Raw genomic sequence first — 26,511 nt, 5'->3', positions numbered from 1 at the left:
TGTTACAAAGAATAACGGGCCGCATGCCAGCACCGAAATAATAAAACCAGCGGGCAGGCATGGAGTCGGGTGTCGAAACTGACTCACTAAAACAATCAGAGACACAATCTATGACAACGCAAGCGTACGGATGCGCTGCCCTTACCATGCTTTGCCTGGGTATTTCGCCCGTTTCCCAGGCAGAACTTGAACCCATTTCAGATAATGCAATGGGTAAGGTAACCGGGCAGGCTTTTATGCAGATTGAGAATATTCCAGGCCAGAACCATGAGTTCACGCGCATGACGCTGACCATGGATGTGGAAACCCGCGTGAATATTGATGATATTCAGGCCGGCCAGATCAATGGCGGCACGGATTTCTCTGCCACCCACCTGGCCCTTGGTCACATCGCCCGTAACGATGGCGAGGTTTTCAACGGCAAAACCTACAACGCCGGCGAGGAAATTCCTTTCGAAGCACGCATGCCCTACATCGAACTGGCGGAAGATGCCGCCGGTCTTGCCGGGTTCCGCATGGGGTTTCAGCAAGCTCGGGGTTCGGTGTCGTCTAACACCACCAGTTTCAGCGGTAATATTTCCGGGCTTAAGGTTCGGGAAGATGTGTCGGGCACCATATACGATACCGCGTTGTTTGCCGGGGAAGGAGAGACGGCCACTAATTATCGGGCGTCCCATATTGGTATTGCGCCCAATGGCAGTGAAACGATGACCTGTATTTCGGGTGTAAACTGCGCACCACTGACCAACCTGCGGTCCGTTATCGTAGGCGAGGAAGGCTCCGCCGAAGGCGAGGTTGCCTTTACCGATGGGTTTTTTATCGGTTTACAGCGCGATGATAATGTCGCTTGGCAGACACTGGATGGTGCCAACACCATCAGTGTAGGGAAAGGTGTATTTATTAACCTGCCAACGAATATGACGGTAGATTTGAGTCAATTGACGGGTGGAGGCATTGACCGCCTGCGCACCCATCAGACGGATATGGGTACCAAGCTGTTTTGATTTTGCTAGACTCCTGCCTCTGAACCAACACGCAGGAGTCTTCCTTTGATCCGCTCTTTCTACTGGCACGATTACGAAACCTTTGGCGTAGACCCGGTTCATGACCGGCCCTCCCAGTTTGCGGGTGTGCGCACCGATGCGGATCTGAATATCATCGAAGACCCGCTGGTGATCTATTGCAAGCCAGCCGACGATTACCTGCCTTCTCCTGAAGCCTGCCTGATTACCGGTATTACTCCTCAGAAAGCGCTGGAGGACGGATTTCCGGAAGCGGAGTTTATCGCCCAGATTAACGCGGCTTTCAGTCAGCCTGGCACCTGCGCCGTAGGCTATAACAGCCTGCGTTTTGATGATGAAGTCACCCGCCATACGCTTTACCGTAATCTCCGGGATCCCTATGCCCGGGAATGGCAGAACGGCAATTCCCGCTGGGACATTATTGATATGGTGCGGCTGACTTATGCTTTGCGGCCCGAAGGTATCAACTGGCCCCGGAAAGAAGATGGCAGCCCGAGTTTCCGGCTGGAAGAGCTGACAGTAGCCAATGGCATTGCTCATGAGGCTGCCCACGATGCCATGTCGGATGTGTTGGCCACCATTGCCGTGGCAAAGCTGATCAAGGAAAAACAGCCCAAGCTGTTCGATTTCGTTCTGAACAACAAAGACAAACATTCCGCGAGGCAAATGCTGGATACCGCCGCTATGAAGCCGGTGTTTCATATTTCTGCCAAATATCCAGCTACAAGAGGCTGTTGTGCGCTGGTGGCACCGTTGGCAGAGAGCCTGAGCAACAAGAACCAGGTGATCGTTTACGATCTCCGGGAAGACCCGGAGGCGCTGATCAACGCCTCGGTAGAGGAAATCCGTGAACGGGTATTTACGTCTCAGGCGGAACTGGGGGAGGGCGTTAGCCGTTTTCCACTGAAAGGCGTGCAATTGAACAAGTGCCCTGTGCTGGCGCCGGCGACCATGCTCTCCACGCTGTCACAGGAGCGGTTGGCCGAGCTGGAGTTAGATGGTGATGTGCTTCGGGCAAATCTGGCCAAATTGCGCAAAGCCCCGGATCTTCCTGCTCGTATTGCCCAGGCATTCGAACAGGATTTTCAGGGCAGCCACCTGACTGATCCCGACGAGCAACTTTACGCTGGCGGTTTTATCAGCAAAGCCGACCGGGAGAAACTCAACTGGTTGCTGACCCAACCCGTGGATACCCTGGCCGAGCAGGAAGTGAGGTTTGAAGACGCGCGCCTGCCAGAGATGCTGTTCCGTTACCGTGCCCGCAACTATCCGGATACCCTGATTGGCGAGGAAATGGAGCGCTGGGAGCAGTTTCGTACCGAACGGTTGATGCAGCCGAAAAAGGGGTGGCGCTCACTGGAGGCCTATGGTCAGGAGCTACAGCGATTGGCGGCTGATACGGAGCTGACGCCCAAGAAGCAGCAGATACTGGAGGACTTACATCTCTATGGCGAATCCCTGATTCCCTATATGTAAGTGGGGTCAGACCTAAAGACATTTGGCGTTGGCGAATGTTCGGGGGGGCTGACCCCTTTTATTTCTCGAATAGGACGGAAATATCGTCGGCGGTAATGGCCGAGCTGAAGGCATCAGCTTTGCCGTACAGACCGTCTGCAAGCTGGCTCTTCCTTGCCTGTAGTGCCTGAATTCGCTCTTCTACCGTGCCTTCGGTAATCAGACGGTACACGAAGACAGGTTTGTCCTGCCCGATGCGCCAGGCGCGGTCTGTGGCTTGTTGTTCGGCTGCGGGATTCCACCACGGATCATAGTGAATAACGCAGTCCGCGGCGGTCAGGTTCAGGCCGGTACCACCGGCTTTCAGGCTGATTAGGAAGACCGGGCTCTCGCCATTCTGAAACCGTTTAACCGGTGTGGCGCGGTCTCTGGTTTGGCCGGTGAGTTTTTCATAGCCTATGCCTGCCGCCTTCAAAGTGGTTTCGATCAGTGCCAGCATGCTGGTGAACTGAGAGAAGATGATGACCTTGCGTCCTTCATCCAGCAGTTGTTCCAACATCTCCATTAAAGCGTCGAGTTTGGCCGAACCGGCGGTTTCTTCCGGGTTAAGCAGAGCGGGATGGCAGCAGATTTGCCTGAGTTTCAGGAGCGCATCCAGTATTTCTATCTGGCTTCTTGCTGCGCCCTTTTCGGCAAGCAATTTGCGAATGCGCTTATCCATGGTGGCGCGGATGGTCTCATACAGATCTTTCTGCTGGCGATTCAGCTCAACGTGACGCACGATCTCGGTTTTTTCCGGCAATTCGGGGGTTACCTGATCTTTCGTGCGCCTCAGCATAAATGGTCGCACCCGGCGGCTCAGCTCCGCATAACGGCTCTGATTGCCCTGTTCTTCAATAGGTTTTCGGTAGTGTTCGCGGAAGATTTTCTGGTCTGCCAGGTAGCCCGGCAGAATAAGATCAAACAGGGCCCATAGCTCCCCGAGGTGGTTTTCCATTGGTGTGCCGGTAAGTGCGATGCGGTTTTCGGCTGGCAGGCGGCGAGCCGCTTTGGACGTCACGGCTGCCGGGTTTTTCAGGTGTTGGGCCTCGTCGAAAAAAGCCAGGCTGTATGACTGGTTCTGGTGCTGTTCCAGATCCCGGTGCAGGAGAGGGTAGCTCGTGATCACCAGATCGGCCTCCGCTACTATGTCGAAGAATGGTTTACGACGTTGGCCATAGATCACCAGGCGTTTCAGTCCCGGGGTGAATTTCTCGGCTTCTGCCTCCCAATTGGCAATAAGCGTGGTCGGGCATACCACCAGAGCAGGCGCGGAAAGCCGACCTGCGGCTTTTTCGGCCTGAATACAGGCGAGGGTTTGTAGGGTCTTGCCCAGGCCCATATCGTCGGCAAGAACGCCACCGAGCCCGAATTCTCGCAGGAACATCAGCCAGTTCAGGCCATCTTGCTGGTAGTGGCGCAGCTCTGCCCGAACCTCTGAGGGAATTGGAACATGGTTTAGTGCCTGAAAGGACGTGAGTTTTTCGCTGAGGTTGCGCAGTTCTGCGTTGCTTTGCCAGTCTGCCGCCAGATCACCCATTACCTGTGCTGCATCCAGTTTCGGCAGCCTTAGTTTGCCGCCACGTTCTTTCCCTAACAGGCTCAACAGGGTTCGGGCCAATGGTCGGATGCGGTCTGAAACAACCCGGATAAGGGCGTCGCCGTTATGGAGCCAGAGGGTTTCAGGCAAGGCATCGTCACTGTCATTGTTGAGGTCGAGATAAACCAGGGCCTGTTGTAGTAGCGGAATCAGGTCAATCTGTGTGCCGTTGTAGTCAATGCCCACTTCTACATCAAACCAGCCGGGTGATTCTTCATCCGGCTTCAGGCTGCCGTGCAGCTGGTCTATTTCAATAACAGGTACATCAAAACTCTCGTCCATTTCAATTTGCCAGCCACCTGCATCCAGTCGCGGTAAATCGAAGGCAATGAAATCCAGCCACTGGTTACGGGTTGGCAAGGTGAAATCGAGAAAGCTGCCATACGGTAGCGCGTTAACCATGTCTGCTTCGAGATGATCGGTCATTGTTCCCGCCATTTTAAAATCGGGCAAATCACGATGTAGCCATTCGATTTCCGCATCCTCATCCCGAATGACCAGCAACGGGCCATTGTTGCCATCAACCAGAACCCGGGGTTCCTGTTCCGAGAACGCTACCCGGTGGCCTTCATAGCTGAACATTAACCTCGCCATTAGCAGGGGCAGTGTCCCGGGGGCGGGATGCTGAAGGCTGTACAGCTGCAGTATCGGCTGGGGTGCTGCCTGCACCATGGAGGGCACCTGGAAAGATTCAGGCAGAACGGCGCCGGCTTTTTCCAGTATGGGCGCAAGATCTGGCAAAGCCTGCTGAAGCTGGCTTTCCGTAAAGGGAGGGCACTGTTGCAGAAGCGCTGTAGTGCGGGCATCCAGCGAGTTCTCCACCCGCCCGATCAGGAGCTCTTTTTCGTCCAGATAGTAGGCGGGCGAGGTGTTCAGCAGCCGGATGTGTGACGGGAGCGCCTTGCTGACCAGTTGCCAATGTTGTTTATCTGGCAACTGCATCCACTCAAAGCCGGATTCTAGAGTCTCTCCGAGTTGAAGCGGCGGGTTTCGAGTGGATTCCAGAAAGAAGCGGCGGGTTTTCAGCGCCGATTCAATAAAATAGGCGCCCGTGGTCCCCTCCAGAACCGGTGCAACACGAAATGCTGTGGGCAGTGCGTTTAACCATGTGAGCGGTGCAATATCGCTCTCTCGCAGGTATTTCGGGCGATCGTATTCAAGGTTGGTACGGCTCCACACGGTGGTTTTGGAGCCACTGGAATATTCTCCCGATTTACGACGCCGAACCTTGTTCACTGACAGGCTCTGCTGGCTGCGGTGCGGCTCTATGTGGAGCAGATACGCCAGACACTCAGGGTTGGAAGCGTTGTCGATCGAACTGAAAACTGAGGCCGCCTGTTCCAGCCATGTTTCCGCCGTCGGGTATTTGTAACGAGTATCGGGTTCCGGTTCGTATTTTTCAGCACTCAGGCCTGCTTCGTAATTGGCCTGAAGTATAACGGCCGCCGCATGCTTACACCGGAACCCCACCGGGCAACTGCAGAAGGTGTCTATTTTTCCGGGCAGGTAGCGGTCGAACCGAACCTCGGTGATATAGAACTGGCGCTGGCTGCCAGAAACCTCCGCTCGCAGCACCTGTATGCTCATGCCTTCGGTTTCACGAACCAGGTTTTGTACCCGGCCCTGGCTGAAATAGCGCTTGCCTCGTTGCAGGCTGTTGGCGTCAAAGTTGAGGTTCAGGTTTGCTTGCGAGACTTGCATGGCTGAGAGCTGGCACCGGTAGATTCAAAAAAGGGAAAGCTACCGGAAACCAGCACCATGCTCAAACGAATTTGGGCCAGGCGCTCCGGACATTTTGCCTGGGCAAATGTCCGGAGGGCTGACCCCCATTGTTTAGCGCCGACGCTGAAAATACACGCTCAGGTTCTGCCCCATCAGACTTTGAACCTCACTCCCCAGAGCTTCCGCCTGGATCTGGCGCTGTACCGGGCCGGTGGCCAGGCTGTGGCCGTCTTCATCCCGGGCTTTGACCAGCTTCCACTCCACTTCATTACTCACCAGGGCCAACAGTTCTTTGAGCTGGTTGGCATCCTGCGGCCGGAACCATCGATCGCGGCAGCCGCCGAGGCTGTAGAAGTCGTCGTCTTGCAGCAGACTTGACCAAACCGCGTCTTGCTTGTTGGCCAGTACCATACGGCGAAGCTGGCGCAGGCTGGTGCGGGTAGGTTGCAGTTGGTGTTCTGCAATCAATCGGCGGATCTGTTTGTCGCCGGCGGTTTGCTCGGCCATGCTGGTGTGCATGTGCACCACGGCACCGGCAATGGAGGCGCTGTTGATGAGTGCTGCCAGGGAAAGTTCCGTCATGGCCGGTGAAGGCAGGCGGCCCACTTCCACCCAATGGACCTTGTGACCATCGGCCACAAAACGCTGAGCGATGGACCAGGGCCAGAACACGATGTTGTCCATGTTCAGGCTCTGGGCCATGCGGGTGCCTTTGGCGATGTTCGCCAGGGATTCATCAACCGCGATCACTTCCACGTCGTCCAGATATTGAGCCAGCTCCATCGCTCGCTGGCCGGACTGCGCACCGCACACCATGATGCGCAGAGTGGCCGGAACATTATCGGTGTCCAGCCCCAGTTCGGTGGCCATCAGTGTTTTCAGACTGCTCTCTGTGCGATAGGCCAACCGCGACCAGGACGGCCATGCCTGGGGAACATCGTTCTTCTCCAGACAGAGCTCCTCGGCCTTCTCATCGAAATTCTGCTTGATGGCTTCTTCTTCGGCCCGGTTGTAATAGCTGGCGGCCAATACTGGCTGCAATGCCAGGGGCCAGTCCATCAGGTTCCACTGACTAAGTTGCACGGCGAACGGCTGGTGAAAAAGTGCGCCGTACATCGTGCTGATCATTAGCGAGCCGATGAGTCCGTCTTGCTCCTCGCCAAGGGCAAACTGTGCCTGGATGCTGTCGTTGATGGCAGAGACCAGTCGTTCTTCATCGTCTTCTGCGGCCAGGGCATAGCCGGTTCTGTCGGCGTATTGAGCGATGGCCAGTGTCAGGCGCTGAAGTTCGTCCCGAAGTTCAACGGTTTGTGCGACTTCGGCAATGATCGCCCGACGCAGCATTGTTACCAGTTCTTCCACCGCCGGATTCGGCATCAGGGTTTTCTCTAGAGCCAGGATCAGCAGTTCGTCTTCGCTGGCAGCATCCAGGAAAATCTGTGCATCGGGGTTATCCAAATCATACTGCTGATGGATGATCGCGCCGACAAACCGACCCAGTTCCTGATGCGGCAAACCATCCCGCTGGAGCAAGGCGATCGCATCGTGGGCGAGGGCTGAATCGGCCTTGTTCACCTCCAGATGCTGGGCACAGCTCAGCATGCCGCTGTATACGGAATCCCATTCAGCGCCGGTTTCAAGAAGCTTGCGATAATACAGATAGGCCACATCGAACTGCCCCTGCAGCCGCTTGGCATGGGCAACACCACAGAAAGCGGCGGCAGATTGCCGGTCGCAGTCCAGGGCCTGCAGGAAATACTGCTCTGCAAGCGCCGGTCGCTCGGTTTTCAGGGCCCAGTAACCCAGGTTGCAGTACTGCTGCGCCTGGCCCGGCTGATGATTCAGGCTCGCGTTGAACAGGCTGTGTGCCTTCTCAAGCTGCCCGTCGTCCATCTCCACACGGCCAAGCAGGCCCAGCCCACCGGCATGCTCCGGCTCCAGAGCCAGCGCCTCGTTCAGATAGCCCCGGCATTCCTGCCGGGCCTTCAGCCGCTGGATGTGGCTGAGGCCGTTGCTGTTGGACTCCCCATAGGCAAGGTTGGCCTGAAGAAGAAGGCGGGCAACCTGGGCCTGTTGGGAATGGGATATCTGTAGTTGATGGTTGGCTTGCATGGGACACCTCATAAAACCTGCCGCGGCAGTCACTGCGATGAAAAAGTAGGTCGGGTTAGCCAGAGGCGTAATCCGACATCACCCGGTCTGCCTTATTAACCCTGTAGCAACTGCAGAACCTGCTGAGGCCTTGCGTTGGCCTGGGCCAGGACGGACAGGCCAGCCTGCTGAAGGACCTGGGTTCGGGCCAACTCGGCGGTTTCCGCCGCGAAATCTGCATCGCGAATTCGGCTGTTTGACGCTGCAAGGTTCTCTGATGTGGTGCTCAGGTTTGCGATGGTTGATTCAAAGCGATTCTGAATGGCGCCGAGTTCGCTCCGAATGGAATTGATGGTTGTTAGCGCACTATCAACCCGTAGAATTGCGTCATTTGCGCCATTGACTGTATCAATGGCTGCCAACTCTAAGTTGTCACCAGCATCTCCAGCCGTAGCCGCAGTATCGGTTCCTGTTGTATCAAGGGCTGTCGTTCCATTGGTGGTGTCGAGAGCAATAGCACTGAGGTCTTGTAACGACTTGATTTCAATAGCCGTTCCGTCGGCAGAAACGATTGCGGAGGCGTTGTCTAACTGACCATTGATAGTCTCGACGGCTTCGGCAATGTTTGTCTCTTCACCCGTGAAAGTGATGGTCTGCGGTGACGATGTCCCGACGGTTACAGAAAGCGTGTCTCCAGCAGCGATGGCGTTTGTTCCGGAGAAATCAACATTCAAGGCCGTGGCTGTTGCGATCGAACCAATATCACTGGCACGAGAGCCGGCGGTTAGATTGATACTGATAGTATCGCCCGTATTGGCCCCAACCTGAAAAGATGCAACGCCAAATGACCCGTCAAGCACTTTCAGACCATTAAATGAAGTTTGGTTTGCGATCCGGTTGATCTCTTCAATTCGTTGCTGAACTTCATTATCCAGTGCTTGCCGGTCTGACTCACTGTTCGTGGCGTTCGCCGACTGGACAGCTAGCTCTCTGATACGTTGGAGGTTTGATACCACTTCGTTTAACGCGCCTTCAGTGGTTTGGGCGAGAGATATGCCGTCGTTTGCGTTTCTCTGAGCAACATTTAGCCCAGAGATTTGAGATTCAAAACGTGTAGATATTGCGAGGCCGGCGGCGTCGTCTTTAGCGGAGTTTATTCGAAGTCCAGACGAAAGGCGTTCCAGAGCTACATTGGCGTCTCTTTGAGTGGAGTTCAGGTTTCGTTGAGCGTTCAAAGACGCAATATTGGTATTGATGATCTGTGGCATGGTAGTTTTCCTTTTATTGCGAACCAACACGCCTTGATGCTCACCCGGAGCCACGGCGTATCCACTGTTGCTGTCTTTTACGGTCAATCAAAATACGTGCCATGCCTGGTTTTTCGGGTGTAAGGTGCTGTTATATAAAATAAAAGTATATTAAGAGGTCTTTGTTTCAAGATTTTTTTGGGGGCAATGTGGAGATTCGGCAAGTTTTTGCCGTTTTCTCGGAGAGTCCAAGCTTTATAGTTTCTTTATGCTTTGACTGGCGCCTTTGCTGCGCCGGCTGAGCCCTGACGGTAGCTTTATTCCTGCGCTTCGTAGGGACCTTGGAGATATGAATGAACGAAAACTACGAGAAAACGATAGAAGAGTTTATCGCCCGTAAAAAGAAAAACCTGACATATTTCAAGACATATCGTCCCGAGCTGTACGATTTTTTCGCAGAGTTTGAGCCCTCCGACTCTGAAGTAGTGATTTCTCCAGAAACTCAGGACGTTGATCTAGTTGTTGGAGGAGAGTCTGTTTACCGTGGTGTAGCAAAAGCGTACTCGATCCAGGAAGTGAAGAGATTTTTGGCGGAGAATCCGAGAGAGAAAAAGATGGTTACCTCGTCTCCGACTTTCTCTGGAGCGTCAGCTGGGAACAGGTTTGCAAGCTACTTCCTTCTTAAGGCGATAGCCCGCTCAAATCTGACCAAAGAGCAGTTCTCTGGATATTACCGAGGTGATTCATTTCCTTCCGTTATTTTCTTGGGATGTGGGTTGGCATATCACATCGAGGAGTTGATCAGAACTTCCAAAGTAATTGATGCTATTGTCTTCGAGCCCAACGCGGAGGTCTTTTACTTGACCCTCTTCACAGTGGATTGGGAAGCGATCTGCAGCAAGTTCAGGGGAAAGGGTCAATCCATCTCCTTCTGCATTGCTACCTCGGATGATCAGGAGAACGTTCGGAGAGTTCTAGGTGCGAAGCTATCAGAATCTGTTCCGCTTTACCCCTATTTCTCGATCTACTACAACCATCTCGGCAGAAGCGAGTTGTATGAGGTCGCCAAAGATCTTGAGCGTGATCTTCCGATAATTGGCGCCAACTGGGGGCATTACGATTTCGAACTTCGTGGTTTGAAGAACGTGATTTTTAATATGAAGGCTGGCGGGAACTATTTGCAACGCGAGCGTTCAGTGCTCAGTGACGTTCCTGTTATCGTAGTAGGGAGCGGGCCGTCTATTGATCAGCGTATCAGTGATATCCGGAAAGCTAGGGATAGAGTTGTGGTGGTCAGTGCGGGAACAGGATTACGGGCTTTGCTGGTTAACGGTATCAGGCCTGATTTCCACGTTGAACTTGATGCTGACTACATGATCTACGAGATGCTGAAAGATCTCTCGGAACTTCACGGGTTGGCTGGCATCACTTTGATCGCATCGATTAGCGTAAATCCGTTGGTTCAATCTTTGTTCGAGAGGCATAGTTTTTTCTTCCCCAAAAAATCTTATATTCCCTTGTTTTTTGGGGTGACCGATTCGAATTTTGACTACTGCAATCCAACCTGTACCAACGCTGCACTAGTTCTCTCTTATGAGATTGGTTATCGCAATATCTATCTGTTTGGCACTGATTATGGGCAAAAGACGAAAGAAGCCCATCACTCAAAATACTCTGTTTATGGGAATGAGAAGTCGTCTGAATTCAGTAGCCAGTTTCGAAAAGAGATGCATGGAAGTAACGAAAAAAGGCCGCTGTTTCCAGTTCCGGGTGTAGATGGTGGGACCGTACTTACGCGAGCCGACTATTACTCAGCGAAGCGATCGGTAGAGCAGTTCCTTGCAGAAGTTCCGACGCCTGCGGACGGTCTGCAGGTGTTCAATTGCTCAGACGGTGCAGAGATAGAGGGGGTTTCGTGGCTGTCCAAGGAGAGCTTTCTCCGGGACGTCCTTGGGAGGGATGCTGGGGATGATTCCAGAGAAAAGGGTTGCCTTGATCTCTCCACATCGCCCTTGCCAAATGAAGATTTGAGCAAGAAGTTGCGTGATCTAAGTGAGGAGATCAGATCCTCTGCCCAGCACTTCAGTTCGATACTCCGACATAGCCGATTGGAAGGACGGTCTGATCTGATTGTGGCTTCCAATGAGGTTCGTAGCTATCTAAATAGAGTAGGTGCGCACAGCGGCAGGGAATCCTCTGTTACCGTCCAGTTGATTGGTTGGCAGATGATGAAGGGGACGATTCAGCGTTTCCTTCAGATAGGAATGTGTCATGGGCTTGCCTGCAAGTCGGATGATGAGTTGGTTGAGTTCTCGAAAAAATGGAGGGATGTGTTTGTTCAGTTTCTGGCAAGCCTTCCAAGGCACTTTGACTCAGTTGTGTTCAGAGATTGCGCGCCGGAGGAAGATTCGATGACATCAAGCAGACTTGTGAATCCAGAGCCTGGAGTGCCCTCTGAGTGGGATTCAGACTAGAGTTACGCATCGTTACATTTTTTTTGTTCAGCTCGTTAAAGTAAAAACCAAGCAGGCCGTTAAGAGGGGTAACGGGGCCGGACAGCTAAAAAGAGTTCGCGGTCCTTCCTTGAGAGACACAGATAAAATCTACAGGAGATCAACCATGGCTCTCGGTATCAATACTAACGTTGCCTCACTTAGTGCTCAAAACCAGCTGAGCAATTCCCAGCAGCTGTCCAATCAGGCTTTGGAGCGTCTTTCTTCTGGTTTGCGGATCAATTCTGCCAAAGATGATGCGGCCGGCCTTGCGATTTCAACCCGCTTCGATACTCAGATTCGTGGCCTCACTGTCGCCCAGCGAAATGCCAATGACGGGATTTCCATGTCGCAGACTGCAGAAGGTGGTCTGAATGAAACTGTGAACAACCTCCAGCGGATTCGTGAGCTGGCTGTTCAGGCAGTCAACGGCTCTAACACAGACAGTGACAGGGCTGCCCTGCAAGCTGAAGTGGATCAGCGTGTTGCTGAGGTTGGGCGGATTGCGACAGATACTAAGTTCAACGGACTCAATGTTCTTACTGGTACAGAAGGTACTCTTTCCTTCCAGGTAGGCGCTAATGCTGGCGAGAAGATTGATATTGACTTCGACGTCACTATGACTGCCTCCGGTCTGGGTGTAAGTGGTCTTGATATCAGTTCCTCGGCTGGCGCTGCGAGTGATGCTTTGGCAACGATTGACGCCGCACTTTCAAAGGTAAACGGTTTCCGTGCTGACCTTGGTGCTGTTCAAAACCGATTTGAAAGCACTGTTAACAACCTCGGCACAAACATTGAAAGCCTCAGTGCTTCCAATAGCCGAATCCTTGACGCGGATTTCGCTGCTGAAACCGCTAAGCTCGCTAAAGCGAACGTTCTGCAGCAGGCTGGTATCTCAGTACTCGCCCAGGCGAATGCTCGACCCAACCAGGTTCTGTCTCTCCTGCAGTAAATGAGGCGTTGCGACGCTGACCGGCTTTTCTCAACAGAAAGGTCGGTTGGCGTCGTAAAAGGAAAATGAGGTGAGCTATGAATGACGTGAACCTGAACAGCCCGGATTTGAAGCTGGTTCGCTCCAGTGAGCAAGCTCCGGCTCGGGCGTCTGCGTCACCTCTGGCTGAAGGGAGGAATGTCTCCGCTCAAGCCAATACTTCTGCTCCGGGTAGGGTGGCTTCTACCGAACTGACCGAATATTCTTCTCTGGTGTTCTCTGCAACTGGTCGCATGCAGCAGACAGAAGCCAACCGGGAAGAGCTTGATCAAGCCGTTTCTAAACTTAATGATTTTGTCCAGAATGTTCAGAGAGATCTGCAGTTTGAGGTGAACAGTGACTCGGGACAAACTGTTGTTAGAGTGGTTGATCAAGAAACCCAAGAGGTCATTCGCCAAATTCCGGATGAGGTAGCTTTGAGGTTGGCAGAAAAATTGCAGCAGGATGAACCACTAACTCTGTTCGAGGTGAAAGTGTAGGCCGACTGATCGGTGGCCTTTCCTTGGGCGACGTTTGTTAGGTGCCGCCGTGTCTGAGAAAGGCTCGGCGGCACTTACAAATATGCAATGAGTCAGGATTACATTTCTTTGCATTTTGGTATTTGGTAAGAGGCAAAGAATTGCCGGAATTTGCCGATATACTTGTTAAGTGGAATAGAGAGCCTTTCAGGAGGCGATTCGTATGGCATCAATTACATCGTTAGGCGCCGGGTCCGGTATTTTTAGCGCGGATTTGGTCGATCAGTTGGTCAATGCGGAGCGCCAACCAACAGAGGTTCGTCTAGACAGAAAGCAGCAGGAAACGCAGGCCAAGATTTCGGCCTTTGGTGCATTGCGGAACGCCCTGGAGTCTCTAAGGTCTCCGATCGAGAAGCTAAGCTCGACGGATGGAATGAAAGCATTGACTGCCTCTTCGTCGAACGACGCGGTTGCTGATGTCACCGTCGATGCCTCGGTTGCGAGTCGGGGCTCTTACAATATCGAAGTTACGCAGCTTGCCCGGGCGCAATCCCTTGCTTCCTCTGAATTTGCTGACCGCGACACGACCACGGTTGGAACTGGAACTCTCAGAATTAGTGTGGGCGGGTCAACTACTGAGGTGGTCGTTGATGGAAGCAATAACACGCTTCAGGGGCTCGCCGATTCCATAAATGAGGCAAATGCCGGTGTATCCGCTGGAGTGGTCGACACGGGGTCTGGCTTTCGCCTTGTTCTTTCCTCGAACGAAAGCGGTGTGGACAACGCTATTCAAGTATCAGTAACAGATGACGACGGAAACAACTCCGATGCTGCTGGACTATCCCAGTTTTCGTTTGGCGGCGGAGCCTCCAATCTTGAGGAGACCGTGCAGGCCAAGGATGCTCTGCTTGAAGTAAATGGGATTGCGATCAGTCGCCCGACAAACCGGGTCGAGGGCGTTGTTGATGGGGTTGTTTTTGACGTCAAGACAGTCGGAACGACATCGGTTAACGTGGCTCGCGATTCTGATGCGGTTGCAGGTCGAGTTCAGGACTTTGTGGACAAGTTCAATGCACTTAGGGGTATTATTCAGCAGGCGTCTGGCTACAATGCCGACGCTGGGGTTGGGGGAGTCCTGTCCGGCGATTCCAGTGTTAGGTCGATACAAAACGATCTGAGGTCTTCTTTAACGGCTATCCCTTCTGGTCTCGAAAACTCTCCCGTGCGTACTTTGGCTGACATCGGGATAAAAACGGATCCCAGCACTGGGAGGCTTGAGTTCGATCAGGCGGTCTTCAAGGAGAAGCTGGAGGCTAACCCAGAGTCGGTTACAGCTCTTTTCGCAGAGCAGGATGGCGCTGACGGTATCGCTGCGAAAATCGAAGATACGATAGCAGGTTTTCTTTCAAGCGATGGGTTGCTGTCTACCCGTACTGAGGGACTGAACCGGACCCTCGAGGATATTCAGGATCAAAGAGATCGTCTGGATCTGCGTATCGAGGCGTATCAGGAGAGGCTGGTACGGCAATTTTCGGCAGCAGATTCCCTGATCGCTCAGCTTAACAGCACGGGTGATTATGTGAGCCAACAATTAGCGTCAATTGCTCCTCAGAGCACTGGCCAGGCCTAAAGCAAAGCTGAATTTTAAGAGGTTTCCTATGAACGGCCTTCAGCAATACCAGCGAATCAATGCCCAAACCAGTATTACTGATGCGGACCCGCACAAGTTGATTCAACTTCTGTACAGCGGTGCACTTGAACGTATCAACATGGCCAAGGCCAAAATACAGGCGAGGGATTACGATGCTAAAGGCAGGTTGATCTTAAAGGCGATTGACATTGTCGCAGGGCTGCGTGGGTTTCTCGACAAGGAGCGGGGTGGGGATCTCGCAGAGCGACTTGATGCGCTTTACGAGTACATGGAGAAGGCGCTCTGGCAGGCAAACGCTCATAATGACATTGAAAAATTGGATGAGGTTTCAGGGCTGCTCCGTTCCATCAAGGAAGGCTGGGACGGCATTCGCGAAGAGGCGATGAGCCAACAGCAAGCTATTTGAATCAAAGAATTTGCTGTATCTATTAGGAGTCGAGTGGGGGCACCGACTCCGATGTTTCCTCTTGAGCTGCTAATACCCCGGCCCAATAGCCATTCCCCCCGCTGTCCCGTACAATAGCGCCCTTATTTTCAACACATCCATTCTGTTCAGTCTGGAGCAAGGGCATGTCTGATATTAAAAAGGTGGTGCTGGCCTATTCCGGTGGCCTGGATACTTCCGTCATCGTTCGGTGGTTGCAGGATACCTATAACTGTGAGGTGGTAACCTTTACCGCCGATATTGGTCAGGGCGAGGAAGTGGAACCGGCGCGTGCGAAAGCCGAAGCGCTGGGCGTTAAGGAAATCTACATTGAGGACCTGCGCGAGGAGTTTGTGCGCGATTACGTGTTCCCGATGTTCCGCGCCAATACCATCTACGAAGGCGAGTACCTGCTGGGTACCTCGATCGCCCGCCCGCTGATTGCCAAGCGCCTGATCGACATTGCCAACGAGACTGGTGCAGACGCCATCTCTCACGGTGCTACCGGTAAAGGTAACGACCAGGTTCGGTTCGAGCTTGGCGCCTATGCCCTGAAGCCCGGCGTGAAGGTGATCGCTCCCTGGCGTGAGTGGGATCTGAACTCCCGCGAGAAGCTGCTCAAGTACTGTGAAGAGCGCAACATTCCGGTGGAAATGAAGAAGGGCAAGAGCCCGTACTCCATGGACGCCAACCTGCTGCACATCTCCTACGAAGGCATCAACCTGGAAGACCCGTGGGCGGAAGCCGAGGAAGACATGTGGCGCTGGAGCGTCTCTCCGGAAGCCGCGCCGGATAAGCCCACCTACGTGGAACTCACCTACAGGAAAGGCGACATCGTTGCCGTTGATGGTCAGGAAATGAAGCCCCACGTGGTGCTGGAAACCCTGAACAAGCTGGCCGGTGAAAATGGTATTGGCCGCCTGGACATCGTCGAGAACCGCTACGTGGGCATGAAGTCCCGCGGCTGTTACGAAACCCCGGGTGGTACCATCATGCTGCGCGCCCACCGCGCCATCGAGTCCATTACTCTGGACCGTGAGGTGGCACACCTGAAAGACAGCCTGATGCCGCGCTATGCCGAGGTGATCTACAACGGTTACTGGTGGTCTCCGGAGCGTGAAGCCCTGCAGGCGCTGATCGACCAGACCCAGAACTACGTGAACGGCACCGTTCGCCTGAAGCTGTACAAGGGTAATGTGGACGTGGTCGGCCGTAAATCTGACGATTCTCTGTTCGATGAGAAGATCGCCACCTTTGAAGAAGACCAGGGTGCGTACGATCAGAAAGATGCGGAAGGCTTTATCAAGCTGAACGCGCTGCGCCTGCGGATTGCCGCTGGCAAAGGTCGCAAGCTTTGATGGTCTGTTGATGCCCTGAAAACGCCCGGTTCATAACCGGGCGTTTCTGTTTATACTTTTCAAATAATTCCAACAACGAAAGTCGTCACCATGAATGCGTTGGGCACAGCTTCCGTGGCCGCTTTGCGGCAGTATGTTCGCTACGCCGACGCCAAAGGTATCGCGGTTGATTCGCTGTTTGAAAAGGCGGGCTTGAAGCCGGAGATTCTGAATTCCGATGAGGGCCGAATCGGCGGCGAACAGCTCCAGGCGTTCATTCACCTTCTGGCCGAACATACCGGTAACCCGGTATTGGGATTGGAGACCGGCGACTATGTGCAACCCGGTTCCTACAGTGTGCTGGGTTACATCACCATGAGCTGCGCCACGTTGGGGGAAGCGGTTACCCGTATTGCGCCCTACGAGAAGCTGGTGGGGGATATGGGTACCACCCGCCTCAAGATGAAGGGCGATTCCGCGACACTGATCTGGACCTGCAATTTTACCGATCCTGTGGTGTGGCCCCAGGTGGTGGACAATGTCTTTGCCTCCTGGATCAACTATGCGCGATGGCTGGCAGACAGCGCGGACGCCACGCCGCTGGAAGTTCGCCTGAGGCGGCCTTCTCCCGGCCCGGAGCATGAGAAGGCCTATGCTTTGCGCTGGCAATGCCCTGTACAGTTTGATGCAGAGGAGGACAGTGTCACCTTTGCTCAGGCACTGCTCGCAACCCGCCTGCGTCAGCCAGACCCGCTATTGCGAAAAACCCTGGAAGCACACGCATTGTCTCAGTTGGCGTTGCTCGACACCGACACGGATCTGACCAGCAAGGTAAAGCAAAGTATCCAGAAACAGCTCGCCGAGGGCATTACCCGTCAGGATATGGTCGCCGAGGATCTGGGGATGACCAGCCGTACCTTACAGCGAAAGCTGAGCCAGGAAGGGATGTCTTATCAGAAGTTGCTGGATGAGGTGCGCCAGCAGATGGCGGAGGACTATTTGCAGAATACCGACATGAGTATTCCGGATATTGCCTTGCGCCTGGGCTACAGCGAAACCACGTCGTTTCATCGAAAGTTCAAGGCAGCGACGGGTAAGACGCCGGGGGATTTTCGCAGGCAATAAAAAAGCCAGCTTATAAAAGCTGGCTTAAGAAATTCGGAAAGAACGAAAGTGCCTGAAAAATTCGTTGATCCTGAGGAATCCACCTGCGGTACCCATATGGCGGCGGAGGTACTACTCGGCTCCTCCGCCATGGGTGGATACTGCTTGATTCCACAATGCCAGAATAAGCCTGATCGCCTTTCCTGTCTGTTTGTGAAGTGTGTCCCAGTGTTACTGTTTGTGATCGCTACACACCTGCCCGTATCTCCGGGGTGGTTTCGGTGAAACGACGGGTTTCATAGGCATCTACCAATCCTTGCACGGCTGTGCGCTCCAAATCCTGTACTGTTGGCGTGCCGTCCTGGGCATCGGCTTTGCACAGGGCCATACCGGCCTCCACAGAGATGAAGCCGGCGGTGGTTTTCAAGGCTTTGTGGTTGATGCCGTCAAAAATGCGCCGGAACGCGGTGGTGGTGCAGTGATCACTGTTGGGAAAGTAGGAGACAATCGCAAACTGGTTATCACCCACCCGGCACAGGGCATCAATCGGGCGAATCAATGTGCTCAGGCGCCGGGCGATGCCGATCGACAGTTCGCTCATCACGCTGGGCGGATGTTTGCGCTTCAGCTCTTGCCAGTTACGGATGCCGCACATCACGTAGGCGGTTGACCCGCCCCGGGATTCGGCGTGGCGCAGGGTTTTCTGCAAGCGCTGGCGCGCGTATTTGTTGTTGGTCAGCCCGGTTTCCAGATCAATGATGTTGCTGGATTCCAGTTCCCGGTTGTTCTCCACCAGCAGGGCGTTGGCGCGCAGCAGGGTGTTCTGCCGGTCTGCCATGCGGTCCGCCGCAAAGATACGGGGGATGAGCTGTTTGGTCATGTCTGATTTGTAGATGAAGTCGTCCACACCCCGGTCGAACGCTTCTGACAGGGCTTCCACGCTCTCGCGGGCGGTGAGCAGAATCACATAGGTGTAGTGGTTGTTCTGCTCGTCTTGCTGGCGCACCTGGTCGGTAAGCTGCAGGCCGTCCATTTCCGGCATCAGCCAGTCTGCAATCAGTACGCTGACCGGGCGTTGTTCCATGAGTTTCAGGGCAGCCGGTGCGTTGTTGGCGATGCGTATGTCGCGGTATCCGGCATTTCGCAGCGTACGGCCCACCACCATACTGCTGAATTTGGCGTCGTCTACTACGAGAATGGGAAGATCGAGGTTTGGCATTGTTTGTCTACTTCTTACCAGTCCATTGTCAGATGCGGTTCGCCACAGCTCTTGGTATTCTTGGCGGTTTCGAACATCCGTAATCAAATTGTCGCCACAGTATACCCCTCCGTGGCCTTTGGAGAATAACGACTATGCCTTCTTTTGACATTGTTTCAGAAATCGAAATGCACGAAGTTACCAACGCGGTGGACCAGGCCAAGCGTGAACTGGGTAACCGCTGGGATTTCAAGAATGTTGAGGCGGACATCGAACTGGAAGACAAGCGCCTGACGCTGAGCGCCGAGCAGGAGTTCCAGCTGGAGCAATTGGTGGACATGATGCGAATGGCCTTTGCCAAGCGCAACATCGACACGCGTGCCCTGTCGGAAGATGGCGAAAGCAAAGCGGGCAAGCTGGTGAAGCAGCATTTCACCCTGAAGCAGGGTATTGAAACGGACATGGCCAAGAAGATCGTGAAGATGATCAAAGAGCAGAAGATGAAAGTGCAGGCCAGCATTCAGGGCGACAAGGTACGGGTTACCGGCAAGAAACGGGACGACCTGCAGGAAGCCATTGCCATGTTGCGTGAGGCAGAACTGGACATCCCGCTGCAGTTCAACAACTTTCGCGACTGATTCGGAGAGGCTCTTATTTATCTTCCCCCCAATGTTGTAGCCCTGATTCGGGATACCGCCTACACCTACACCCGCTGGCAAGTAATTGCCATGTTGTTTCTCGGGTTCTCGGCGGGGCTGCCCTTTCTGCTGGTGTTTTCCACCCTCAATGCCCGCCTGGCAGACGTTGGGGTGGAGACCGCCACCATCGGTTTTTTCAGCTGGCTTGGCATTACCTATTCCATCAAGGTGTTCTGGGCGCCGGTGGTGGACCGGCTGAAACTGCCGGTGCTGGACCGTTTATTTGGCAAGCGCCGCAGCTGGATTCTGCTGGCCCAGGCGGGCATTGCCACCGGGTTGTACCTGATGTCCCAGACGAACGCCCTGGCGGCTCCGGAGACACTGGCGTTGTTCGGATTGTTGGTGGCTTTTTCCTCCGCCACGCAGGATGTGGCCATTGATGCCTATCGCATTGAGATTGCTCAGGAGCGCCTGCAGGCGGCGTTAGCGGCCACATACATCTTTGGTTATCGGCTGGCGTTGCTGGTGGCTGGCGCCGGTGCACTGTATGTGGCGGAGTTCTGGTCCTGGGAAGTGTCGTATAAGGTGATGGCAGCGCTGGTGGGTGTGGGTGCCCTGACGGTTCTGATCGTGAAAGAGCCGGAAGTAAACCATTTTGCGGCTGCGCAGGACATTGCCCATCGAATTGAGGAAGAGGTGGAGAAACGAAGCCACCTGCCGGAACGCCTGGCCAGGTTAACTGGCTGGTTCTATGCCGCGGTGGCTGGCCCGTTTCTGGACTTCTTCCGTCGGTATCGGGAGCTGGCGGTGGCCATTCTGGTGCTGGTGGCGGTGTATCGCATTTCGGATATTGCCATGGGGGTGATGGCCAATCCGTTCTATCTGGATTTTATGGGTTTCAGTAAAACCCAGGTGGCCGATGTCACCAAGGTGTTCGGGTTTTTTATGACCATTGTTGGCTCCATGGTCGGTGGGGTGCTGGTGGTGCGCTATGGCGTGCGCCGGATACTGCTGGCAGGTGCCGTCATGACGGCGGCAACCAATCTTCTATTCGTGCTGCTAGCCCAGCAACCACCGGATATCGCGGCGCTGGCCTTGGTGGTAAGTGCCGATAACCTCAGTGGCGGTATTGCCAACGTGGCGCTGATTGCCTGGCTGTCCAGCATGACCAGTGCCTCGTTCACCGCCACCCAGTATGCCTTGTTCAGCTCGCTGATGACGCTGCCGGGCAAGTTCCTGGGGGGCTTTTCCGGGATTGTGGTGGCGAACTTTGGCTACGCCGAGTTCTTCCTGATTGCGGGGTTGATGGGCGTGCCTGCGATTCTTCTGGTGCTGTTTATGATGCGACACGGCGCCAGGCTGGATGCGCTGGCGCCAGTCAAACATGAGGAAGATGCCCTGGTGAAATAGCGGCCGTTCAGGAAGAGCAGCTGATGTTCAGATGTTTCCCCCAATCCGGTGGCAGGGCAGCGTATTTCTCATACTCGGGTTGCTCATCAAAGGGCTTTTCCAACACCTTGAGCAGTTCCTTCATTGGCTCATAGTCGCCGTTCTGCGCCTCCAGGATGACTTGCTGGGCCAGGTAGTTGCGCAGAATGTACTTCGGGTTTACCCGGCGCATGGTGTATTCCCGTTCATCGTGGCCACGGCTTTCCTTCTGTAGTCTGGCTTCGTAACGTTCCAGCCACTCGTCAGCCACGCTGCGGTCTGCGAACAGATCACGAACCGGCGCGGTGCCATGGTCGTGCAGGTTGGACAGGCCGCGGAAAAACCGGGTGTAGTCCACGCGGTGTTCGTGGAGCATGCTGAAGGTGTCCATGATCAGGCCCATATCTGACCCATCCGCTTCCTCCAGCCCCAGCTTGGCGAGCATCTGGTGTTTGAAATGCTCGTTGTAGGCGGTTTCATAGCGTCGCAGTCCCCGGCGAACGGTATCTTCGTCCATGATCGGCAACAACGCATTGGCCAGGTACTGACAGTTGATAAAGCCTACCTGGGGCTGGCGGTTGTAGGCATAGCGGCCTTCGTGATCGGAGTGATTGCAAACGAAGCCGGCGTCGAAATCGTCCAGGAAGGCGAAGGGGCCATAGTCAAAAGTGTCTCCGATAATGGACATATTGTCGCTGTTCATCACCCCATGGCAGAAACCAACGGCCTGCCATTTCGCAATTAGTCTGGCGGTGCGTTCCACCACTTCCTCAAACCAGCGGGCGTAGCGTTGGTCCTCCGGCAAGCTGATCAGTTGAGGGAAGTGCAGGGCAATCACATGCTCTAGCAGTGTTTTCAGGGCGTCCGGCCCTTCATGGTGGGCTGCAAACTCGAAGTGGCCAAACCGGATGTGGCTTTTCGCTACCCGCATCAAAGCGGCGGCGGTTTCAATAGATTCCCGGCGCACCGGGTCTTTGGCGCTGATCATGAACAACGCCCGGGTGGTGGGAATTCCCAGGCCATGCATGGCCTCACTGCACAGATACTCACGAATGGTTGACCGGAGTACTGCCCGGCCATCGCCGAAGCGGGAGTAGGGCGTGGTGCCTGCCCCTTTCAGGTGCCAGTCCCAGCGTGTACCGTCCGGTCCCACGGTTTCCCAGAGTAAGAGGCCGCGGCCATCGCCCAGTTCCGGGTTGTACATGCCGAACTGATGCCCGGTGTACTTCATGGCGACCGGGTCCATCCCCTCCAGAAGTTCGGCGCCGGCACCAATGGCCGCCCAGTCATTTTCATCCCGCACCAGAAATCCCATATCGCTGGCCAGGGCCTGGTTAAAGCAGACCATTCGCGGTTCAGACAGGGGGGATGGCTGCACCCGACTGTAGAAGCTGTCCGGTAATTCCAGGTAGCGATGTTCCACCTGAAAGCTGTTGTTGCTCATAAAACGACCTGGCTTTGGTATGAATACTGCGTATGTATAGGGTTGAAGCCTAACAACAGATTGCAGAGCAGGTGAACCAAATGCAACCACACCTGATAGTTTTCACCGACCTGGACGGCACCTTGCTGGACCATCACAGCTACAGCTGGCGGGCCGCATCGCCGGCCATGGCAAAGTTGGCCGCTAACGGTATCCCCTTGATTTTTAACTCCAGTAAAACCGCCGCCGAGATGCGCCATCTGCAAAACGCGATGGGCATACGGGCCCCCTTTATCGTCGAGAACGGTGCGGCGGCGGTTATCCCGGCGGGCTGTCTGGGCCGCACCGAAGAACAGGTGATGAATTTTGGAGCAGATCACCAGCAGGTCCTTCGCACGCTTATGGTGCAGAGAAAGGCAGGTGCACAGTTTCGGGGCTTTTCGGATATGGCGGATGCGGAACTGGCGGAGGTTACGGGCCTGGATGAGGTGGAGGCCTCTCGGGCCCGGCAGCGCCTGGGTACGGAGCCGCTGATCTGGCAAGGCAGTGACCCGGAGCTGGACCAATTCAGTGCGGCACTGGGTCGTGAGGGGCTCCGTCTGGTGCAGGGGGGCCGCTTCTGGCACGCCATGGGGCGCTTCGACAAAGCCGAGGGGGCCCGCTTTTTGCTGGAGCAATACCGGGAGCACTATCGGGGCGAGCCGCTAGTCACCATCGCATTGGGAGACAGCCCGAACGACCAGCGCATGCTGGAGGCCGCGGATATCCCGGTGGTGATTCGCGGGGTGAACAGCGATCAGGTCCAGTTGCCATCGCAGAAGCACCCCATGCGCTCCCTGAAGCCCGGCCCGGAGGGATGGAACGAATGCGTACTCAATCTTCTTTTCGAGTACGGCTACTAGGCCGCCAGGCGTGGCCAAAAGCATAGGAGAGGCGCCATGGGCGACTTTTACCAGAATGGCATAGTAACGACCCTGCACAATCTTGTGCGACGACCGGTAGAAGACATCGAGGCCGATCTGCTTCAGTTCCGTAAAGCGCGGCCCATGTCACTGGTGTTGCCGTCGCTGTATTCAGAGCTGGAAGGCCCCGCCCTGAAACACATTGTCCAGGAGCTGGCAAAGGTGCCTTATCTGGAAGAAATCGTGATCGGGCTCGATCGTGCCGATGAAGCACAATACCGGCACGCATTGGAGTACTTCTCCGAGCTGCCTCAGCCGTTCAAGGTACTGTGGAACGATGGGCCGCGTTTGCGGGCCATCGACCTCAAACTTCGCGAGCAGGGCCTGGCCCCAACTGAAATGGGCAAGGGGCGGAATGTCTGGTACTGCTTCGGTTATGTGCTGGCCTCCGGAGTGAGCAAATCGGTGGCGTTGCATGATTGCGATATCCTGACCTACTCGCGGGACCTGCTGGCACGGTTGATTTACCCGGTGGCCAACCCTGGATTCAACTACATGTTCTGTAAGGGCTATTACGCCCGGGTCGCCGACAGCAAGATGAATGGCCGTGTCAGTCGCCTGCTGGTAACCCCGTTGATCCGTGCCCTGAAAAAAGTCTGCGGCCCGAACGATTTTCTCGACTACCTCGACAGCTACCGCTATCCCCTGGCCGGAGAATTCTCGTTCCGCACAGATGTTATCAATGACCTGCGCATTCCCAGTGACTGGGGGCTCGAGATTGGTGTGCTCTCGGAGATGAAACGAAACTACGCCACTAATCGCCTGTGCCAGGTGGATATTGCTGATGTCTACGATCACAAGCATCAGGATCTCTCGCCGGAGGATGCCAGCCGAGGGCTGTCCAAAATGAGTGTGGATATCGCCAAGGCCCTGTTCCGAAAGCTGGCCACCAATGGCGAAGTGTTCTCCAATGAAAAGTTCCGCACCATCAAGGCGACCTATTTCCGTATTGCTCTGGATTTTGTGGAAACCTATCAGAACGACGCCGTGATCAACGGGCTCGGCTTTGATCGGCACAAGGAAGAAAAGGCGGTGGAATTGTTTGCCCAGAATGTGATGCGCGCCGGTGCCTACTTCCTGGATAACCCCATGGACACCCCCTTCATCCCCAGCTGGAACCGGGTGACCAGTGCCATTCCGGACATTCGTGAGCAACTGCTGGAGGCTGTTGAACTGGACAATCAGGAATATCGGCCATGACTCAGCCACTGAAGAGCAAGCTGCAAGGTATGCTCGAGGTCGTCTATCCCTCGGTAGATTGTGACTTTCTGGCGGAGCAGTTACTGGCCACCATGGGGCTGGCGCCCAATGCCGACGCCCCACCGGCCCACCAGAACCATTGGGACGAAACCGATGTGTTGCTGATAACCTACGCGGACACGCTCCAGCAACCGGACGAGAAGCCACTGGTGACGCTCAAGCGCTTCCTGGATGACTGCCTTGAGGACTCCGTTTCCGCGGTGCACATACTGCCCTTTTTTCCCTTCAGCTCTGATGATGGCTTTTCGGTGATGGATTACCTGGCGGTGAATGAGAGTCACGGTGGCTGGCCGGAAATTGAGGCCATTGCCCGGGACTACAAGTTGATGTCCGATCTTGTGATCAACCACATGTCGGCCCGCAGCCGGTGGTTCGAAAACTATAAGAAGCGCATCGACCCGGGTAAGGACTATTTCTTTGAAGGCAACCCGAAAGACGACCTCAGCCAGGTAGTGAGGCCACGTACGTCGCCGCTGCTCAATCCGGTGCAGACCGACGACGGCGAGCGCTATGTGTGGTGCACCTTCAGTGACGATCAGGTAGACCTGAACTTTGCCAACCCGCAGGTATTGTTGGAGTTTGCGGGGATCATCCGCCAATACCTGAAAAGGGGTGTGATGATTTTCCGTATGGATGCCGTGGCCTTTCTCTGGAAAGAGCCGGGCACGCCGTGTATTCACCTGCAGCAAACCCACGAGCTGATCAAAATTCTGCGCTTGCTGATTGAACATCACACGCCGGACGCGGTGGTGATTACCGAAACCAACGTGCCTAACCGGGAGAACCTGACTTATTTTGGCAATGCCAACGAAGCCCACGCCATCTATAACTTTTCGTTGCCGCCTCTGCTGATCAACACGCTGGTGACCGGCAATTGCCGACATCTGAAAACCTGGCTGATGAGTATGCCCCCGGCGCAGCTGGGCACCACCTATCTGAACTTTATCGCTTCCCACGACGGCGTTGGACTGCGGCCCACAGATGGCCTGCTGACTGAAGATGAAAAGCAACGCCTGATCAACACCATGGAGTCGTTTGGGGGTAAGGTGTCCTACCGCCGGACGGCCGACGGGCGGGATCAGCCCTATGAGATGAACATTGCGCTCTGGGATGCCCTCAAAGGAACCGCAGAAGGCGGTGCTGACCACTGGCAGCTCGCGAGATTCCTGTGTGCGCATACCATCATGCTGGCTCTCGAGGGCATTCCCGCCTTTTATATTCACAGCTTGCTGGCCACGGAGAACGATCAGGCGCGGGTGGAGCATACCGGGCGCCTGCGCTCCATTAACCGCAGTCAATGGCAGTTGTCGCAACTGGAGGAAACCCTCGCAGATCCACTGACCCACCACAGCAAGGCATTCCGGGAGCTGAAGCGTTTGATTGCCATACGCCGCGCTCAACCTGCGTTCCATCCGAACGCCACGCAGTTCACCTTGCACCTGGGGTTGCAGTTGTTCGGGTTCTGGCGCCAGAGCATGCGACGGGAGCAGTCGGTGTTCTGTATCCATAACATCAGTCCCGAGGTGCAGCAGGTGGCGCTCAGTGATATCAATCTGATCGGAACGGATCGCTGGGTAGACTTGATCTCCGGAATGGAGGTGGATGATCTGGCTGGATCAATCACCCTGAAGCCGTATCAGAGTGTGTGGTTGTCCAACCAGCAGAGACGCTGAGCGTTAAGGCGAATGCCTCAGGAATGAGGCATGGTTGGTTTGTATTCTGCAGGTCGGTGGTTATAATCGGGACTGCTCAGGATGAGTCAGTTCAACATAATCTTCAGGGATCGAAGTCATGCCCCAGGCAAGCGGATTGCAGTTCACCGCCCGTGTAGGCGAATTCCCCTCGGACCACTTTGTCGTTGTCGGCTTCGCGCTGACCGAACGGCTGTCTGATCTGTTCCATGGCCGGTTACAGCTGGCCAGCACCGACCCGGATGTGGCCGCCGCCGATGTACTGGAACAGCCGGTAG

19 protein-coding genes are annotated in these 26,511 nt (G+C 54.8%); 14 read left to right on the top strand and 5 right to left on the bottom strand.

The genetic code is table 11. The annotated features are described in order from the left end of the window. Nucleotides 1-59: 59 nt before the first annotated feature. Nucleotides 60-1,004: a DUF6160 family protein gene (locus QPL98_RS04325; protein ID WP_303292761.1), complete on the top strand. Its 945-nt coding sequence runs from the start codon at nucleotides 60-62 to the stop codon at nucleotides 1,002-1,004. A gap of 45 nt (nucleotides 1,005-1,049) precedes the next feature. Then, nucleotides 1,050-2,498 (top strand): exodeoxyribonuclease I, encoded by a 1,449-nt coding sequence (sbcB, locus tag QPL98_RS04320; protein ID WP_303292760.1) that lies wholly within the window; start codon nucleotides 1,050-1,052, stop codon nucleotides 2,496-2,498. Nucleotides 2,499-2,556: 58 nt separating this feature from the next. Here sbcB and QPL98_RS04315 read toward each other — a convergent pair whose 3' ends face one another. The 3 genes from QPL98_RS04315 to QPL98_RS04305 all read right to left on the bottom strand — a co-directional run bounded on the left by QPL98_RS04315 (nucleotide 2,557) and on the right by QPL98_RS04305 (nucleotide 9,197). Further along, the gene (locus tag QPL98_RS04315) at nucleotides 2,557-5,817 is read right to left on the bottom strand and encodes a DEAD/DEAH box helicase (RefSeq protein ID WP_303292759.1); all 3,261 of its coding nucleotides are present in this window, start codon (nucleotides 5,815-5,817) and stop codon (nucleotides 2,557-2,559) included. A 132-nt stretch (nucleotides 5,818-5,949) separates the two neighbouring features. Next, the gene (locus QPL98_RS04310; protein WP_303292758.1) at nucleotides 5,950-7,950 is read right to left on the bottom strand and encodes a hypothetical protein; all 2,001 of its coding nucleotides are present in this window, start codon (nucleotides 7,948-7,950) and stop codon (nucleotides 5,950-5,952) included. A 95-nt stretch (nucleotides 7,951-8,045) separates the two neighbouring features. Continuing rightward, nucleotides 8,046-9,197, bottom strand: a complete 1,152-nt coding sequence (locus tag QPL98_RS04305) for a flagellin (RefSeq protein WP_303292757.1) — start codon at nucleotides 9,195-9,197, stop codon at nucleotides 8,046-8,048. A gap of 332 nt (nucleotides 9,198-9,529) precedes the next feature. Between QPL98_RS04305 and QPL98_RS04300 the strand changes: the two genes are divergently transcribed. The 7 genes from QPL98_RS04300 to QPL98_RS04270 all read left to right on the top strand — a co-directional run bounded on the left by QPL98_RS04300 (nucleotide 9,530) and on the right by QPL98_RS04270 (nucleotide 17,654). After that, nucleotides 9,530-11,650 (top strand): motility associated factor glycosyltransferase family protein, encoded by a 2,121-nt coding sequence (locus QPL98_RS04300; protein WP_303292756.1) that lies wholly within the window; start codon nucleotides 9,530-9,532, stop codon nucleotides 11,648-11,650. A gap of 145 nt (nucleotides 11,651-11,795) precedes the next feature. Then, nucleotides 11,796-12,620: a flagellin domain-containing protein gene (locus QPL98_RS04295; RefSeq protein WP_303292755.1), complete on the top strand. Its 825-nt coding sequence runs from the start codon at nucleotides 11,796-11,798 to the stop codon at nucleotides 12,618-12,620. Nucleotides 12,621-12,697: 77 nt separating this feature from the next. Further along, nucleotides 12,698-13,138, top strand: a complete 441-nt coding sequence (locus tag QPL98_RS04290; protein ID WP_303292754.1) for a flagellar protein FlaG — start codon at nucleotides 12,698-12,700, stop codon at nucleotides 13,136-13,138. Between the two features lie 202 nt (nucleotides 13,139-13,340). Next, nucleotides 13,341-14,747, top strand: coding sequence for a flagellar filament capping protein FliD (fliD, locus tag QPL98_RS04285; protein ID WP_303292753.1), 1,407 nt, complete (start codon nucleotides 13,341-13,343; stop codon nucleotides 14,745-14,747). A gap of 28 nt (nucleotides 14,748-14,775) precedes the next feature. Further along, complete coding sequence (fliS, locus tag QPL98_RS04280; RefSeq protein ID WP_303292752.1) at nucleotides 14,776-15,174, top strand: flagellar export chaperone FliS; 399 nt, start codon at nucleotides 14,776-14,778, stop codon at nucleotides 15,172-15,174. Nucleotides 15,175-15,338: 164 nt separating this feature from the next. After that, on the top strand, nucleotides 15,339-16,550 hold the full coding sequence (locus QPL98_RS04275; RefSeq protein WP_011786034.1) for an argininosuccinate synthase: 1,212 nt from the start codon (nucleotides 15,339-15,341) through the stop codon (nucleotides 16,548-16,550). Between the two features lie 90 nt (nucleotides 16,551-16,640). After that, on the top strand, nucleotides 16,641-17,654 hold the full coding sequence (locus QPL98_RS04270) for an AraC family transcriptional regulator (RefSeq protein WP_303292751.1): 1,014 nt from the start codon (nucleotides 16,641-16,643) through the stop codon (nucleotides 17,652-17,654). 226 nt (nucleotides 17,655-17,880) lie between these two features. Here QPL98_RS04270 and QPL98_RS04265 read toward each other — a convergent pair whose 3' ends face one another. Then, nucleotides 17,881-18,852: a response regulator gene (locus tag QPL98_RS04265; RefSeq protein ID WP_303292750.1), complete on the bottom strand. Its 972-nt coding sequence runs from the start codon at nucleotides 18,850-18,852 to the stop codon at nucleotides 17,881-17,883. A gap of 134 nt (nucleotides 18,853-18,986) precedes the next feature. On the opposite strand from QPL98_RS04265, the gene QPL98_RS04260 reads away from it, so the two are divergent. Together QPL98_RS04260 and QPL98_RS04255 are read left to right on the top strand one after the other, a co-directional pair. Continuing rightward, nucleotides 18,987-19,469 carry a YajQ family cyclic di-GMP-binding protein gene (locus QPL98_RS04260; protein WP_011786031.1) on the top strand — a complete coding sequence of 161 codons (483 nt, stop codon included), beginning with the start codon at nucleotides 18,987-18,989 and terminating at the stop codon, nucleotides 19,467-19,469. A 90-nt stretch (nucleotides 19,470-19,559) separates the two neighbouring features. Further along, nucleotides 19,560-20,879, top strand: coding sequence for an MFS transporter (locus QPL98_RS04255; protein ID WP_199452262.1), 1,320 nt, complete (start codon nucleotides 19,560-19,562; stop codon nucleotides 20,877-20,879). 7 nt (nucleotides 20,880-20,886) lie between these two features. Here QPL98_RS04255 and QPL98_RS04250 read toward each other — a convergent pair whose 3' ends face one another. Next, nucleotides 20,887-22,341, bottom strand: a complete 1,455-nt coding sequence (locus QPL98_RS04250) for a YdiU family protein (protein WP_199452261.1) — start codon at nucleotides 22,339-22,341, stop codon at nucleotides 20,887-20,889. Nucleotides 22,342-22,421: 80 nt separating this feature from the next. Here QPL98_RS04250 and QPL98_RS04245 point away from each other — a divergent pair, with 80 nt between their 5' ends. Genes QPL98_RS04245 through QPL98_RS04235 form a run of 3 tightly spaced genes read left to right on the top strand, consistent with a single transcriptional unit; the run spans nucleotide 22,422 to nucleotide 26,215 of the window. Continuing rightward, on the top strand, nucleotides 22,422-23,222 hold the full coding sequence (locus QPL98_RS04245; protein WP_303292749.1) for a mannosyl-3-phosphoglycerate phosphatase: 801 nt from the start codon (nucleotides 22,422-22,424) through the stop codon (nucleotides 23,220-23,222). A 36-nt stretch (nucleotides 23,223-23,258) separates the two neighbouring features. Next, complete coding sequence (locus QPL98_RS04240; protein WP_022992716.1) at nucleotides 23,259-24,482, top strand: glycosyl transferase; 1,224 nt, start codon at nucleotides 23,259-23,261, stop codon at nucleotides 24,480-24,482. After that, the gene (locus QPL98_RS04235) at nucleotides 24,479-26,215 is read left to right on the top strand and encodes an alpha-amylase family glycosyl hydrolase (RefSeq protein ID WP_303292748.1); all 1,737 of its coding nucleotides are present in this window, start codon (nucleotides 24,479-24,481) and stop codon (nucleotides 26,213-26,215) included. The genes QPL98_RS04240 and QPL98_RS04235 overlap by 4 nt, the downstream gene beginning before the upstream one ends. Nucleotides 26,216-26,511 lie beyond the last annotated feature (296 nt).

Source organism: Marinobacter sp. ST-43, assembly GCF_030541085.1.
Classification (GTDB): Bacteria; Pseudomonadota; Gammaproteobacteria; order Pseudomonadales; family Oleiphilaceae; genus Marinobacter; species Marinobacter nauticus.
This window is presented reverse-complemented; position numbering and strand designations above follow the sequence as displayed.

What these genes read in the sequence shown, in the direction of transcription:
- QPL98_RS04325 (WP_303292761.1), top strand. Translation starts at nt 60, where the DNA reads ATGGAGTCGGGTGTCGAAACTGACTCACTAAAACAATCAGAGACACAA.
- QPL98_RS04315 (WP_303292759.1), bottom strand. Translation starts at nt 5,817, where the DNA reads ATGCAAGTCTCGCAAGCAAACCTGAACCTCAACTTTGACGCCAACAGC.
- QPL98_RS04310 (WP_303292758.1), bottom strand. Translation starts at nt 7,950, where the DNA reads ATGCAAGCCAACCATCAACTACAGATATCCCATTCCCAACAGGCCCAG.
- QPL98_RS04305 (WP_303292757.1), bottom strand. Translation starts at nt 9,197, where the DNA reads ATGCCACAGATCATCAATACCAATATTGCGTCTTTGAACGCTCAACGA.
- QPL98_RS04300 (WP_303292756.1), top strand. Translation starts at nt 9,530, where the DNA reads ATGAACGAAAACTACGAGAAAACGATAGAAGAGTTTATCGCCCGTAAA.
- QPL98_RS04295 (WP_303292755.1), top strand. Translation starts at nt 11,796, where the DNA reads ATGGCTCTCGGTATCAATACTAACGTTGCCTCACTTAGTGCTCAAAAC.
- QPL98_RS04290 (WP_303292754.1), top strand. Translation starts at nt 12,698, where the DNA reads ATGAATGACGTGAACCTGAACAGCCCGGATTTGAAGCTGGTTCGCTCC.
- fliD (WP_303292753.1), top strand. Translation starts at nt 13,341, where the DNA reads ATGGCATCAATTACATCGTTAGGCGCCGGGTCCGGTATTTTTAGCGCG.
- fliS (WP_303292752.1), top strand. Translation starts at nt 14,776, where the DNA reads ATGAACGGCCTTCAGCAATACCAGCGAATCAATGCCCAAACCAGTATT.
- QPL98_RS04275 (WP_011786034.1), top strand. Translation starts at nt 15,339, where the DNA reads ATGTCTGATATTAAAAAGGTGGTGCTGGCCTATTCCGGTGGCCTGGAT.
- QPL98_RS04270 (WP_303292751.1), top strand. Translation starts at nt 16,641, where the DNA reads ATGAATGCGTTGGGCACAGCTTCCGTGGCCGCTTTGCGGCAGTATGTT.
- QPL98_RS04265 (WP_303292750.1), bottom strand. Translation starts at nt 18,852, where the DNA reads ATGCCAAACCTCGATCTTCCCATTCTCGTAGTAGACGACGCCAAATTC.
- QPL98_RS04260 (WP_011786031.1), top strand. Translation starts at nt 18,987, where the DNA reads ATGCCTTCTTTTGACATTGTTTCAGAAATCGAAATGCACGAAGTTACC.
- QPL98_RS04255 (WP_199452262.1), top strand. Translation starts at nt 19,560, where the DNA reads ATGTTGTTTCTCGGGTTCTCGGCGGGGCTGCCCTTTCTGCTGGTGTTT.
- QPL98_RS04250 (WP_199452261.1), bottom strand. Translation starts at nt 22,341, where the DNA reads ATGAGCAACAACAGCTTTCAGGTGGAACATCGCTACCTGGAATTACCG.
- QPL98_RS04245 (WP_303292749.1), top strand. Translation starts at nt 22,422, where the DNA reads ATGCAACCACACCTGATAGTTTTCACCGACCTGGACGGCACCTTGCTG.
- QPL98_RS04240 (WP_022992716.1), top strand. Translation starts at nt 23,259, where the DNA reads ATGGGCGACTTTTACCAGAATGGCATAGTAACGACCCTGCACAATCTT.
- QPL98_RS04235 (WP_303292748.1), top strand. Translation starts at nt 24,479, where the DNA reads ATGACTCAGCCACTGAAGAGCAAGCTGCAAGGTATGCTCGAGGTCGTC.